Origin of the sequence: Streptomyces sp. NPDC008079 (assembly GCF_042957385.1) — a bacterium.
GTDB lineage: Bacteria > Actinomycetota > Actinomycetes > Streptomycetales > Streptomycetaceae > Actinacidiphila.
In genome coordinates, this window is record NZ_JBIBIC010000003.1 from 26,303 (window position 1) to 39,491 (window position 13,189).

11 protein-coding genes and 2 tRNA genes are annotated in these 13,189 nt (G+C 70.8%); 10 read left to right on the top strand and 3 right to left on the bottom strand.

Features of this window, described 5'->3' with window-relative positions; all coding sequences use genetic code 11:
- Positions 1-6: 6 nt before the first annotated feature.
- Entirely contained in the window at positions 7-690 is a 684-nt protein-coding gene (locus ACFZAM_RS09550) for an AIM24 family protein (protein WP_188285752.1), read from the top strand.
- Positions 691-707: 17 nt separating this feature from the next.
- The gene (locus tag ACFZAM_RS09555; protein WP_355348694.1) at positions 708-1,469 is read left to right on the top strand and encodes an AIM24 family protein; all 762 of its coding nucleotides are present in this window, start codon (positions 708-710) and stop codon (positions 1,467-1,469) included.
- A 112-nt stretch (positions 1,470-1,581) separates the two neighbouring features.
- Here the strand turns inward: ACFZAM_RS09555 and ACFZAM_RS09560 are convergent, their stop codons facing one another.
- The gene (locus tag ACFZAM_RS09560) at positions 1,582-2,121 is read right to left on the bottom strand and encodes an NUDIX domain-containing protein (protein ID WP_391044330.1); all 540 of its coding nucleotides are present in this window, start codon (positions 2,119-2,121) and stop codon (positions 1,582-1,584) included.
- Positions 2,118-3,560 (bottom strand): zinc-dependent metalloprotease, encoded by a 1,443-nt coding sequence (locus ACFZAM_RS09565; protein ID WP_355347395.1) that lies wholly within the window; start codon positions 3,558-3,560, stop codon positions 2,118-2,120. The genes ACFZAM_RS09560 and ACFZAM_RS09565 overlap by 4 nt, the downstream gene beginning before the upstream one ends.
- Before the next feature lie 167 nt (positions 3,561-3,727).
- On the opposite strand from ACFZAM_RS09565, the gene ACFZAM_RS09570 reads away from it, so the two are divergent.
- The 4 genes from ACFZAM_RS09570 (at position 3,728) to ACFZAM_RS09585 (ending at position 6,903) form a co-directional block, all read left to right on the top strand.
- Entirely contained in the window at positions 3,728-4,831 is a 1,104-nt protein-coding gene (locus tag ACFZAM_RS09570; RefSeq protein WP_355347392.1) for an SDR family oxidoreductase, read from the top strand.
- Positions 4,832-4,918: 87 nt separating this feature from the next.
- Positions 4,919-5,398 carry a molybdenum cofactor biosynthesis protein MoaE gene (locus ACFZAM_RS09575; RefSeq protein ID WP_355347389.1) on the top strand — a complete coding sequence of 160 codons (480 nt, stop codon included), beginning with the start codon at positions 4,919-4,921 and terminating at the stop codon, positions 5,396-5,398.
- A 126-nt stretch (positions 5,399-5,524) separates the two neighbouring features.
- Positions 5,525-5,704, top strand: a complete 180-nt coding sequence (locus ACFZAM_RS09580) for a hypothetical protein (protein WP_355347386.1) — start codon at positions 5,525-5,527, stop codon at positions 5,702-5,704.
- A 125-nt stretch (positions 5,705-5,829) separates the two neighbouring features.
- Positions 5,830-6,903, top strand: a complete 1,074-nt coding sequence (locus ACFZAM_RS09585; protein ID WP_391044335.1) for a S16 family serine protease — start codon at positions 5,830-5,832, stop codon at positions 6,901-6,903.
- A gap of 59 nt (positions 6,904-6,962) precedes the next feature.
- Here the strand turns inward: ACFZAM_RS09585 and ACFZAM_RS09590 are convergent, their stop codons facing one another.
- Positions 6,963-7,520, bottom strand: a complete 558-nt coding sequence (locus tag ACFZAM_RS09590) for a PPA1309 family protein (protein WP_355347380.1) — start codon at positions 7,518-7,520, stop codon at positions 6,963-6,965.
- 132 nt (positions 7,521-7,652) lie between these two features.
- On the opposite strand from ACFZAM_RS09590, the gene ACFZAM_RS09595 reads away from it, so the two are divergent.
- The 4 genes from ACFZAM_RS09595 to ACFZAM_RS09610 all read left to right on the top strand — a co-directional run bounded on the left by ACFZAM_RS09595 (position 7,653) and on the right by ACFZAM_RS09610 (position 13,136).
- Positions 7,653-10,544 carry a UPF0182 family protein gene (locus tag ACFZAM_RS09595; RefSeq protein ID WP_355347431.1) on the top strand — a complete coding sequence of 964 codons (2,892 nt, stop codon included), beginning with the start codon at positions 7,653-7,655 and terminating at the stop codon, positions 10,542-10,544.
- Between the two features lie 82 nt (positions 10,545-10,626).
- A tRNA-Met gene (locus ACFZAM_RS09600) sits at positions 10,627-10,700 on the top strand.
- Between the two features lie 249 nt (positions 10,701-10,949).
- A complete protein-coding gene (locus ACFZAM_RS09605; protein ID WP_391044338.1) occupies positions 10,950-12,887 on the top strand; it encodes a tetratricopeptide repeat protein in 1,938 nt (645 codons plus the stop codon).
- Positions 12,888-13,062: 175 nt separating this feature from the next.
- Positions 13,063-13,136, top strand: a tRNA-Met gene (locus ACFZAM_RS09610).
- Positions 13,137-13,189: the final 53 nt, after the last annotated feature.

The following is a 13,189-nucleotide window of genomic DNA, read 5'->3' on the forward strand; positions in this document are numbered from 1 at the left end:
CCCGCCATGGACCAGCAGATGATCGCGGGCTACGCACCGGCACCGGTGGCCGCCCGGATGGAGAACCACGGCTCGTCGATGCTCAAGGTCGCCATGGTGACCGGCCAGGACCTCTTCGCGCGCACCGGCTCGATGGTCGCCTACGAGGGCTTCGTGCAATACGAGCCCAACCCGCCCGCCGTACGGCAGATGGCCTCGGCCTGGCTGACCGGCGAGAGCGCCCCGCTGATGAAGTGCAGCGGTGACGGCCTGCTCTACCTCGCCGACTACGGCGCCGACGTGGTCTGTCTCAATCTCAACAACGAGTCGGTCTCCGTCAACGGCACGAATCTGCTCGCCTTCGACGCGCACCTCACCTGGGGTGTCGAGCGGGTCAAGGGGCTGGCCAAATTCGCCGGTCAGGGCCTGTTCAACGTCGGGGTCAGCGGTCAGGGCTGGGTCGCGGTGACCTCGCGCGGCACGCCGATCGTGGTCGACTGCGGCAGCGGCGCCGACGAGACCTACGTCGACCCGGACGCGCTCGTCGCCTGGTCGTCGGGGCTGAAGATGAAGGCCAAGCGCAGCTTCAGGGCCGGGGCGCTGATCGGCCGCGGCAGCGGGGAGGCCTTCCAGATCGCCTTCTCCGGCCAGGGCTTCGTGGTCGTCCAGCCCAGCGAGGACAGCACTGACCGTCTCCGGATCCGGGGCTGAGGGGGAGCGACACCATCATGCAGAGCCCGCTTTTCGCATTCACCGAGGTCCAGAACCAGGACCACTACACCCTGCAGAATTCCTACCTCCTGCGGGTCCGCCTCGACGGCAACACCGGCCCCGACTGCCTGGCCCGCAAGGGCTCGATGGTCGCCTACCAGGGCATGATCGAATTCGACGGCGAGTACCAGTCGCAGGGCCAGCGCGGCGCCCGCCGCCACACCGGCGAGGGCCTCGACCTGATGCGCTGCTCCGGGCAGGGCACCGTCTACCTCGCCAACCTCGCCCAGCAGATCCACATCCTGGACGTCGACCACGAGGGCCTGACCGTCGACAGCGCGTACGTCCTCGCGCTCGACTCCGGGCTGCACTGGGACGTGATCGCGGTGGACAGCCAGTTCGGCCTGTCCGGCACGGGCGCGTACAACCTCAACATCTCGGGGCAGGGCAAGGTCGCCCTGATGACGTCGGGCAAGCCGCTGCTGATGCCGGTCACGCCCGACAAGTACGTGTCCTGCGACGCGGACGCCGTCGTCGCCTGGTCGACCAGCCTGCGCGTCCAGATGCAGGCGCAGACCAGCAGCTCCTCCGTCTTCCGCCGCCGCGGCAACACCGGCGAGGGCTGGGAGCTGAACTTCGTCGGCCAGGGATACGTCCTGGTCCAGCCCAGCGAGCTGATGCCGCCGCAGAACGCGGTGATCGGCCAGGGCGTACGCGCCCAGTACGGCATGGGTCCGCAGGGCCACGGTCAGAACCAGGGCAACATCTGGTCCAACTGACCTCGCCGCACGAAGGCCGCCGACCTCGTCGTACGAAGGCCGTGAAAAGCCGCACAAAAGAGGTGGCCGTCCAGGACCCGGGTCCTGAACGGCCACCTCTTTCCGGCCCGTGTCAGGCGCTCCGCGTCAGCGCGCGTATCCGGCCCAGCAGCGCCTGTACGGAGCTGTCGGCGACCGCCGCGACCTCGTCGTAGCCGAACCAGCGCAGATCCAGCGACTCGTCGCTGATCGCCTCGACGGCGCCCTCGGGGGCGACGACCGCGTACTGCACGTCCAGATGCCACGCGCAGGGCGTACGGTGCCGGTCCAGAGCCACCGGCTCGGGCCGCAGCAGGCCGAGACCGGCGATCCCGGACTCCTCCGCGCTCTCCCGCAGCGCCGCCCCGGCCAGGGTGGTGTCCTGCGGCTCGCAGTGGCCGCCGGTCTGGAGCCACATGCGCAGCTTGGCGTGCAGCGTCAGCAGGGCGCGCTCGCGCGGTGGGTCGACCACCAGCGCGCTCGCCGTGATGTGCCCGTCGGCGCACGCCTTCCACATGCCGTCGGGATACGCCGCCAGGTGCGCCAGATACTCCTCGCGCAGCCGCTCCTGCCCCTCGTCGGGCGCACTCCACCGCTCCAGGACGCCGACCGCGTCCGCGTGCAGAAGGCTCACTTGCCGGAGTCGCCGTCCTCGTCGGGGTTCTCGCCCTTGTCGGCCGCGTCGCCGGGCGCCTCGGGCTTGCGGTCGCCGCCGCTCGCGGCCTCGCCGAGCATCTTGTCCAGCTCGGAGAAGTCGACGCCCTCGCTGTGCACGAAGCCGTCCGGGTCGTCCAGGTCGGCGGCGGTCGGCAGCATGTCGGGGTGCGCCCACAGGCCGTCGCGGCCGTCGACACCGCGGGCGTCGGTCAGCGAGGCCCACAGCCGGGAGGCGTCCCGCAGCCTGCGGGGCCGCAGCTCAAGACCGATCAGGGTGGCGAAGGTCTGCTCGGCGGGACCGCCGGTGGCGCGGCGGCGGCGCAGCGTCTCGCGCAGCGCGCCCGCGGACGGCAGGTGCGGGGCGGCGGCCTCGTGCACGACCGCGTCCACCCAGCCCTCGACGAGCGCGAGGGCCGTCTCCAGCCGGGCCAGCGCCGCCTTCTGCGCCGGGGTGTCCTCGGGCTGGAACATGCCCTGCTGAAGCGCTTCCTGAAGCTGCTCGGGCTGCGAGGGGTCGAGCTGCCCCACCGCCTCCTCCAGCCGCGCGGTGTCGACCTTGATCCCGCGCGCGTAACCCTCCACGGCGCCGAACAGATGCGCGCGCAGCCACGGCACGTGCGCGAAGAGCCGCTGGTGGGCGCTCTCGCGCAGCGCCAGGTAGAGCCGCACCTCCTCCTGCGGGACGCCCAGGCCCTCGCCGAAGGCGGTCACATTCGCGGGGAGCAGCGCGGCCTTGCCCGCCGGGCCCAGGGGCAGGCCGACATCGGTGGAGCCGACGACCTCACCGGCCAGGGTGCCGAGCGCCTGCCCGATCTGGGAGCCGAACATCGCGCCGCCCATCGAGCGCATCATCCCGATCAGCGGGCCGGACATGGCCTGCATCTCCTCGGGCAGCACATCGCCCATCGCCCCGGCGACGCGCTCGGCGACCGGGTCGACCAGCTCCTTCCACACCGGAAGCGTCGCCTCGACCCACTCCGCGCGGCTCCAGGCCACCGCGGAGCCGGACCCGGACGGCAGCGAGGTGGCGCTGTCCAGCCACAGATCCGCCAGCCGTACGGCCTCCTCGACCCACGAGCGGTCGGCGCGGCCGACGGTCGCGTCCTTGACGCCGTCCTGGGTGCCCTGGGCGACCGTCTGGCGGGCGATGTCCTTGGCCATGTCCCAGTTCACCGGGCCGCCGTCGTAGGACAGCATCTGGCCGAGCTGCTGGAAGGCGGCCCCCAGGTCGTTGGGGTTGAGCGAGCCGAACATCGCCGCGAACGGGTTGTCGCCGGCGGCGCCGCCGCCGACGCCACCGAAGCCGAACGGGTTCGGCGCTCCGCCCTGGCCCCCTTCGCCCTTGTTCTTCCGGCCGTCGTCCCCGTCCTCGGGCTCCTCGGGAGGGACGCCGAATCCGAATGGGTTGTCACTCACGGGATTCCTCGGCTCTGTGTTGTGATGGGCTGGGGTTGTGTCGGGCTCGGTGTACGGGCAGTACCTCCAGCCTAGACACGTGTCAGGCAGGATGGCTGCGTACCGACGTCACGCCGATGGCGTGCGCCAGCCGCACCCGTACTTGAAACAACCGTGGGAGACACCCGGTGAGTTCCCCAGAAGGACACGTTCGCCCAGAGCGGAGCGCGGGCAGGGCCGCGTCCGGACCGGTGGTCGCGATCACCGGCGCCGCGTCCGGCGTGGGCCGCCAGCTGGCGCTCAGGCTCGTGGAATCCGACCAGGTCAAGAAGGTCGTGGCGATCGACGAACGGCGCGGTGACGTGCCCGGTGCGACCTGGCGGGTGCTCGACGTGCGGGACCCGGTCATCGCCGACAAATTGCGCGGCGCGGACGTCGTCGTCCACCTCGCGCTCGACCTGGACCTGGAATCCGACGCCAAGGCGCGGTCCGCGTTCAATGTGCGCGGCACGCAGACCGTACTGACCGCCGCCGCTGCCGCGGGCGTGCACCGTGTGGTGCTGTGCACCTCGGCGATGGTCTACGGCGCCCAGGCCGACAACGACGTGCCGCTCGCCGAGGACGCCCCGCTGCGGGCCACCTCGGAGGCCAGCTTCGTGGACGACCTGCTGGAGATCGAACGGCTCGGCCGCCGTGCCCCGCGCGCCCACCCCGGCCTCAATGTGACGGTTCTGCGCCCTGCCGTCCTGGTCGGCGGCACGGACACCGCGCTGACCCGCTACTTCGAGTCGCCGCGGCTGCTGGTGGTGGCGGGCAGCAGGCCGTGCTGGCAGTTCTGCCACGTCGAGGACCTGGTGTCGGCGCTGGAGTACGCCGTCCTGGAGAAGGTCGACGGCGAGATGGCGGTGGGCTGCGACGGCTGGCTGGAGCAGGAGGAGATCGAGGAGCTGACCGGGATCAGGCGCATGGAGCTGCCCGCGGCCATCGCCTTCGGCGCCGCCGCCCGGCTGCACCGCCTCGGCCTGACCCCGTCGCCCGCGGGGGACCTCGCGTACACGATGCACCCGTGGGTGGTCAGCGGCAGCCGCCTGCACGAGGCGGGCTGGCGCCCGCAGTGGTCCAACGAGGAGGTGCTGGCCGAGCTGCTCGCCGAGGTCGAGGGCCGCAATTCGCTCGCGGGCCGCAGGCTCGGCCGCAAGGACGCCACGACGCTGGGCGCGGCGGGCGCCACGGTCGCGCTTGTCGGTACGGCGGCGCTGGTGCGCAGGGCCCGCAAGCGGCGCGGCCTCTAGATCCGATAGATCCGAAGGCGTGTCCGTCGCCCCGCGGCGGTGGAAGCCGCTTTCCGTATCGCGGGCATATGAGGCAGCATGTGCCGCATGGCATCCACGCACGGCGAACACGCCGCCCCCGCCGACCGCGCCCGGGCCGCCGACGGTCCGATCCGGCTGCTCGCGATCCGCGACACCCCGCTGTCGCTGGACGAGGTCTTCGCCTCGGTCGGCGACGACGCGGCCGGCGGCACGGCGCTGTTCGTCGGGACGGTACGCGACCACGACGGCGGTTCGGCCGCCGAGGTCACCGGTCTGGCGTACTCGGCGCACCCCAGCGCGGAGGCCGAACTGCGCGGGATCGCCGAGAAGATCGCCGCCGACTACCCGGTACGCGCGCTGGCCGCCGTCCACCGGGTGGGTGAACTGCGGGTCGGCGACATCGCGGTGATCGTCGCCGTCTCCTGCCCGCACCGCGGCGAGGCGTTCGAGGCCAGCCGCCGCTTCATCGACGACCTCAAGAGCGAGGTCCCGATCTGGAAGCACCAGACGTTCACCGACGGCACCGAGGAATGGGTCGGCGTCTAGGGCCTGTCCGGCGGATCGTGAGCGACGCGCGGGGGCGTAACCCCGTACCCCACCGGGCCGTTGGTGCACAGAGCGGTTAATCTGCTCATACGTCCGTTTTGGTGTACATGGGGTCGGGAGTTCGACGTGGCAGCACTCGCTTGGTTGCTCATTCCGTTGGTCGCCGCGGTGTTCGCCGCGGTCTGGGCACGCTGGGCGTCGCACACCCGCACCACCGGGGACGGCGCGTCGCTCGCCGGGTACGAGCGGTTCCGGCAGGCCATGCAGGCCGAGTCGGCGGAGAAGCCGGACACCGAGACGGTCTGAGGACCGGGCACCGGGACGGTCTGAGGACCGGGCACCGGGACGGCAGAACAGGCGCCGCACGGCCGCGTACCCGTCCGGACTCACCCCGCGGGCCGGTTGTCCGGCGGTTCCCGTAGGGTCGTGCCATGCCACGCCGCACCGCGACGCTGCTCGCCTCGACACTGACGCTGATAGCGCTGCTGTGCATCGCGCTGCTGGCTCCCGCACCGTACTCGGAGATGTCGCCGGGACCGACGGTGAACACGCTCGGGAGCTACGACGGCGAAATGGTCATCCAGATCGGCGGCCACAAGACGTACGCGACGTCGGGTCACCTCAACATGACCACCGTGCGGGTCACCGGCGCCGACTACTCCATGAACCTGGTGGAGTCGCTGCTCGGCTGGGCGCGGCGGGACGACAAGGTCGTGGAGCACGACACGCTGTACCCGAAGGGGCAGACGGCCCAGGAGGCCGACCAGCAGAACGCCGAGGAGTTCAGCCAGTCACAGGACAGCGCCAAGTACGCGGCGCTGACCTCGCTGAAGATCCCCGTGCCCTCACGGGTGATCGTGGCGGCCGTCGTCAGCGGCGGGGCGTCCGAGGGCGAACTGCACGCGGGCGATGTGATCAAGGCCGTCGACGGCACCGCGATCACCAAGGCCGACCAGGTCGCGGGCCTGGTCACCAAGCACAAGCCGGGCGAGAAGGTGGTCTTCACGATCATCCCGGCCGCCGACGCGAAGAAGAAGCTGGACACCACGCGGAAGGTGACCATCACCACCCGCGCCTCGGACGACGGCGGCCCGTCGCGCGCCGTGGTCGGCATCCAGGCGGGCGTCGAGCACCTGTACCCGTTCACCATCGACATCAAGCTCGCCGACGTCGGCGGACCCAGCGCGGGCATGATGTTCGCGCTCGGCATCATCGACAAGCTGACGCCCGACGACCTGACCGGCGGCAAATTCGTCGCGGGCACCGGCACGATCGACGACAACGGCAAGGTCGGACCGATCGGCGGCATCAGCCTGAAGACGATCGGCGCGCGCAACAAGGGCGCGCAGTTCTTCCTCACCCCGGCCGACAACTGCGAAGAGGCCGCCAAGAGCATCCCCTCGGGCCTCACCCTGGTGAAGGTGAAGACCCTCGACGACGCCTTGGCGGCGCTGAAGGACATCAAGTCGGGCAACGACGCGGCGCTGCCGAGCTGCAAGAGCTGAGACCGGCTCAGTCCCGGTCAGCTCAGGTCGGTTCAGCCCGGCGGCGCCACACCGGGCGCTCAGACCTCGAAGGTCGCCGACAGCGCCTCCGCCAGACCCGGCACCAGATCGGAACCGGTCAGCACCTCGGTCGGCGTGTCCTTGGCCCGCAGCCGTACGGCCGACTCCCGCGCGCCGTCCCGCAGCACCGCGACCGTCATCCGCACCTCCTGGCGCTGCGGATGCGCCGCCACCCACGTGGCCAGCGACGCGTCGTCCAGGCCCTCGGGAATGGCCGCCTCGGCGGCGGGCGGCAGCATCAGCCGCTCCACGGTCAGCGCGCAGCCCGCGATCACCTCGGGCCACGCGATCGTCGCCAGGAACTCGTCGAGCGCCGTGCCGGACGGCAGCTCGTCCTGCTCGATCGGGGTCAGCGACCCCGTCTCGTTCGTCTCGGTCAGGCCGAGTTGATCGGCGAGGCCGGGTTCCTGCGTACGGAGCTGCGCGGTGTCGACAAGGGCGAACAGCCGTGCGGGCCGGTCCCAGCCGAGGCCGGACGCGTACTCGTCGATTTCCAGTACGGCACGGGTCAGCGGGCTCGCCGCGAGCGGTGCACCATCGGTCGCATTGTTGGACATGGTCAGTATCCTGCCTCTTCCCTTGCCGGAATCGGGAACCGGCCAAAGCGTAGGTAAGTTGCACCAGTGGGAGTCCGACCCGGGACACCCCAGAAATACGGACAATTCGAGGTGCGCACCTTGGTATTCGAGATGCCGGACCGCGGCGGAGGATCGTCGGGGCCACGGATCAGAGTCGGCCGCCCATCCCGGCGGACCCGGACGTTGCTCATCACGATCGGCGTGCTCGCCGGTCTGATGATCGCGTTCGTGATCTTCGCGGGATTCTGGACCGACTGGCTCTGGTACCGATCGGTTCACTACTCGTCGGTCTTCACCACCACGCTCTGGACCAAGGTCGGTCTGTTCTTCGTCTTCGGCCTGCTGATGGCCGGAGCGGTCGGCGTGAACATCTATCTGGCACACCGGCTCCGCCCGCCGCTCAGCGCGATGTCGCTGGAGCAGCAGAGCCTCGACCGCTACCGGATGGGTCTCGCGCCGTACAAGAAGTGGGTGCTCCTCGGGGTCTGCGCGGTGGTCGGGCTCATCGCCGGCGGATCGGCCTCGGGGCAGTGGCGGCTGTGGCTGCTGTGGACGAACGCCACGAAGTTCAACGTCAAGGACCCGCAGTTCCACAAGGACGTGTCCTTCTACGCCTTCGACCTGCCCTGGTACCGCTTCCTGCTGAGCTTCGGCTTCGCGGCCGTGGTGCTCTCGCTGGTCGCCGCCGCCCTGGTGCACTACCTGTACGGCGGGCTGCGGATCACCTCGCCCGGCGGCCGGGCCACGGCCGCCGCCACCGGGCATCTGTCGGTCCTGCTGGGCATCTTCATCTCGCTCAAGGCGGTCGCCTACTGGCTGGACCGCTACGGCCTCGCGGTGAAGTCCAGCGGCTTCAAGGCCACCGACAACTGGACCGGTCTGCGGTACGTGGACGCGAACGCGTATCTGCCCGCCAAAACGATCCTGTTCTGCATCGCGGTGATCTGCGCGCTGCTGTTCTTCGCGACCCTCTGGCGCCGCACCTGGTCGCTGCCGATGATCGGCTTCGGCCTGATGGTGCTCTCGGCGATCCTGATCGGCGGCCTCTACCCGGCCATCGTGCAGAAGTTCCAGGTGCAGCCGAACGAGGCGGCCAAGGAAGCGCCGTACATCCAGAAGAACATCGATGCCACGCGGGCCGCGTACGGCATCAAGGACAGCCAGGTGAAGCCGTACAGCGGCACCAGCGAGTCCAGTACGGAAAAGCTGCGGGCCGACGCGGACACCACGGCGAGCGTGCGCGTGCTGGACCCGAACGTGGTCTCGCCCACGTACCAGCAGTTGCAGCAGACGCGCGGCTACTACGCCTTCCCCTCCACGCTCGACGTCGACCGCTACAGCGACGCCAAGGGCAAGGAGCAGGACACGGTCGTCGGCCTGCGCGAGCTGAACATCAACGGCATCCCCGAGAACAACTGGATCAACGACCACTTCAAGTACACCCACGGCTACGGCATCGTCGCCGCCAAGGGCACCGACGTGTCCAGTGACGGCTCACCGGCCTTCACCGAGAAGGACCTGCCGACCACCGGCCAGCTCGGCACGTACGAGCAGCGGGTCTACTACGGCGAGCGGACGACGCAGTACTCGATCGTCGGCGGTCCGACCCAGGAGATCGACTACACCGACGCGGGCGGCGAGAAGCCGTTCACGTACACCGGCAAGAGCGGCGTGGACCTGTCCAACCCGCTGACGCGGGCGGCGTACGCGGTGCAGTTCGGCGAGCCGCAGATCCTGTACTCGGGGGCGATCGGCAAGGGCTCGAAGATCCTCTACAACCGCACTCCCAAGGAGCGGGTGGAGTCGGTCGCGCCCTGGCTGACCATCGACGGCGACCCGTACCCGGCCGTGGTCAACGGCCAGGTGGAGTGGATCGTCGACGCCTACACCACCACCAACGGCTATCCGTACGCGTCGCGCACCACGCTCGGCGACACCACGACCGACTCGCTCACCGACGACCAGCGGTCCGTCATCGCGCAGCAGAATCAGGTCAACTACATCCGCAACTCGGTCAAGGCGACCGTGAACGCGTACACCGGTGAGGTCACGCTCTACCAGTGGGACACCCAGGACCCGGTGCTCAAGACGTGGATGAAGGCGTTCCCGCACACGGTGCAGCCGAAGGACAAGATCAGCGCCGAGCTGATGGACCACCTGCGCTACCCGCAGGACCTGTTCAAGGTGCAGCGGCAACTGCTCACCAAGTACCACGTCACCAAGGCGTCCACCTTCTACACCGGCAGTGAGGTGTGGGAGGTCCCGGACGACCCGGCCGCCCAGACGGGCAAGGCGGTGCCGCCGTACTACCTGAGTCTGAAGATGCCCGACCAGTCGGAGCAGGCGTTCTCGCTGACGTCCACCTTCACGCCGAACGACCGCTCCAACCTGAGCGCGTTCATGGCGGTGAACGCCGACGCGTCCAGCAAGGACTACGGCACGATCAGAGTGCTGCAACTGCCGCCGAACACCACGGTCGACGGGCCCAAACAGGTGCAGGCCAAGCTCAACTCCGACAACAAGGTCGCGCCGCAGATCAACCAGCTCAAACGGGCGGGCGCGGACACCACCGTGGAGTACGGCAATCTGCTCACCGTGCCGATGGACGGCGGGCTGATGTACGTGGAGCCGGTGTACGTACGCGGCGCGGGCAACAACTACCCGCTGATGAAGAGCGTGGTGGTGCTCTTCGGCGACCGGATCGGCTTCCAGCCCACGCTGAAGGCCGCGCTGGACGAGGTGTTCGGCCCCGACGGCGAGTCGACGACGAAGCCGCCGCCGGACGACACCACGCAGCCGCCGACGACGACCAGCCCGCCGACCACCAGCCCACCGGGCGACGCGACGCTGGAGCAGGCCCTGACGGACGCTCAGAAGGCGTACGACGACGGTCAGGCGGCGCTGAAGAAGGGCGACTGGCAGGCGTACGGCGAGGCGCAGAAGAAGCTCTCCGAGGCGCTGAAGCAGGCGCGGGAGGCGGAGAAGGCGGCCAAGGGGACATAAGACGGGGCCGATCGACCTGATGGGTCGACAAGCGGGCTGATCGGGTGACACTCCGCGTCGTGGTACGGTGAGGACACAACGACGCGGGGTGGAGCAGCTCGGTAGCTCGCTGGGCTCATAACCCAGAGGTCGCAGGTTCAAATCCTGTCCCCGCTACTGTACGAAGAGGGCCAAAGTCAACTGACTTTGGCCCTCTTCACTTATATGGGGGATGTTCGGTGAACGGGGTTTCGCAAGCCGCCTTGTCGGGAAGTCGACAAACCGCTGAAGTGACCAATCGGGTTGCGGTATACCAGGTGTACGGCGGTAGTGGACGGTGCGACGATGGACCTCATGGGGGATGGTGCAAGACTGCTGAACACTCGTCAGATCCACGAACGGCGTGGTTCTACGGGCGATGTCGACATGTCGACCGAAAGGTTGGCCCAGGAGTCGGCTTCGACGCCCGTGACCGCGTCCGCGACCGTGCCCGTCACCGCGACCGCGCTGCTGCCCGCACCGCGCCCGTCGGCTGAGCAGCCCGCGTCCGCCGAACTCACCGCGTCCACCGGGACGGTGGCCACCCGGTCCCTGGGGCCCGTCGCCGCCCCGGCCGCCGGGCTCAACGACCTGCCCGGGCTTCCCGAACCGACCGACGAGGACGGCCTCGCGCTCCGCGAGGAGGCCGAGATCGAGGCGCGCCATCGGCACGCCGCCGACCTCGGCGACCCGTATGCCATGAGCGCGCTCGGCACGCTGCTGCTGCGCCGCGGCGACCTCGACGGCGCGGAGCCGTACCTGCGCGCCGCCGTCACGCACGGGGACCGCGCCGCCGCCAACAACCTGGCCCTGCTGCTGCACCAGCGCGGTTACGCCGACGAGGCGGCCGACTGGTGGCGGACCGCCGCCGTGGCGGGCTCCGCGCCCGCCGCGCACGCGCTGGGCCGGCACTACCGCGAGCGCGGCGACGAGCCCGCGGCCGAGTACTGGCTGCGGCAGGCCGCCGAGTCCGGCCACACGCTGGGCGCGTACGCGCTGGCCGACCTGCTCGACCACCGGCGCGAGAGCGGCGCCGAGCGCTGGTTCCGCGCCGCGGCCGAGCACGGCCACCGCGAGGCCGCGTACCGCCTCGCCCGGATATGCGCCGCGCGCGGCCAGAACCACGAGGCCGAGCAGTGGTACCGGCAGGCCGCCGCGCGCCGCCACCGGCGGGCCGCGCTGCGCCTGGGCACGCTCCTGGAGGAGCGCGGCGAGCAGGCGGAGGCGGGCCGCTGGTATCTGACCGCCGCCAGGGACGGCGAGGCGCGGGCCGCCTGCGCGCTGGCGTTCCTGCTGCGCGACGCGGGCGACATCGACCAGGCCGCCACCTGGTGGCGGCGCGCCGCCCAGGCGGGCGACGGCCAGGCCGCCAACGCGCTCGGCGCGCTGCACGCCCAGGAGGGCGAGACGCAGACCGCCGAGCGCTGGTACCGCACGGCCCTGGACGCGGGCGACATCAACGGCGCCTACAACCTCGGCCTGCTCTGTGCGGGCCAGAGCCGCAACGCGCAGGCCGAGCAGTGGTACCGCAAGGCCGCGTACGCCGGGCACCGCGAGGCCGCCAACGCGCTGGCGGTGCTGCTGCTCCAGCGCGGCGACGCGATGGGCGCCGAGCCGTGGTTCTCCAAGGCCGCGGAGGCGGGCAGCATCGACGCCGCCTTCAACCTCGGCATCCTGCACGCCGGGCGCGAGGAGGCCGACACCGCGCGCGCCTGGTACGAGCGGGCCGCCGCCGCCGGACACGCCGAGGCCGCCCTCCAGGTGGCCATCGCGCTCCAGCGCGACGGCGACCACCACGCCGCCGAGCGGCACCTGCGGTGCGCCGCGGGCGGCGGCAGCCCGGAGGCCGCCTTCCGGCTCGGCGCGCTCCTGGAGCGCAGGCAGCGCGAGCGGGACGAGGGCGACGCGGGCGCGGAGGCCACGGGCAGCGTCGAGGCCGAGGAGTGGTACGAGCGGGCCGCCCGGCAGGGGCACCGCCGCGCCCAGGTACGGCTCGGCATGTGCGCCGCCAAGCGCGGGGACGTGGTGGACGCGGCGCACTGGTACCGGCAGGCCGCCGAGGCCGGTTCCCGCAACGGGGCCTTCAACCTCGGGCTGCTGCTGGCCCGCGAGGGCGCCGAGCCCGAGGCCGCCATGTGGTGGACGCGGGCCGCGGACGCCGGGCACGGCCGCGCCGCCCTGCGGATGGCGCTGCTCTCCGCCCGGCGCGGCGAGCTGGCCGAGGCGCAGCACTGGTGCTCCCGCGCGGTTACCTACGGGCCCGCCGAGGTCGCCGAGCGCGCGGCCCGGCTGACCGCCGCGGTCAAGCACGAGCTGACCGCGTGAGCCGACGGTCGTCAGCGGCGGTTGACCAGGTCATCCGTACGGTTCCTGACCGTTTCCGGCTGAGGGGCGCCCCGCGCGGGGCACCCCTCAGCCGGAATGGCCACCCGCTGCGACGGCCGCCCGCCTATGGATTTGCGCTGGTCAGGAACGCTGGTCTACAGTGAGGGCACAACGACGCGGGGTGGAGCAGCTCGGTAGCTCGCTGGGCTCATAACCCAGAGGTCGCAGGTTCAAATCCTGTCCCCGCTACGGAAAGAGAAGGCCCGGAAGCCATTGGCTTCCGGGCCTTCTTCCTGTGCGAC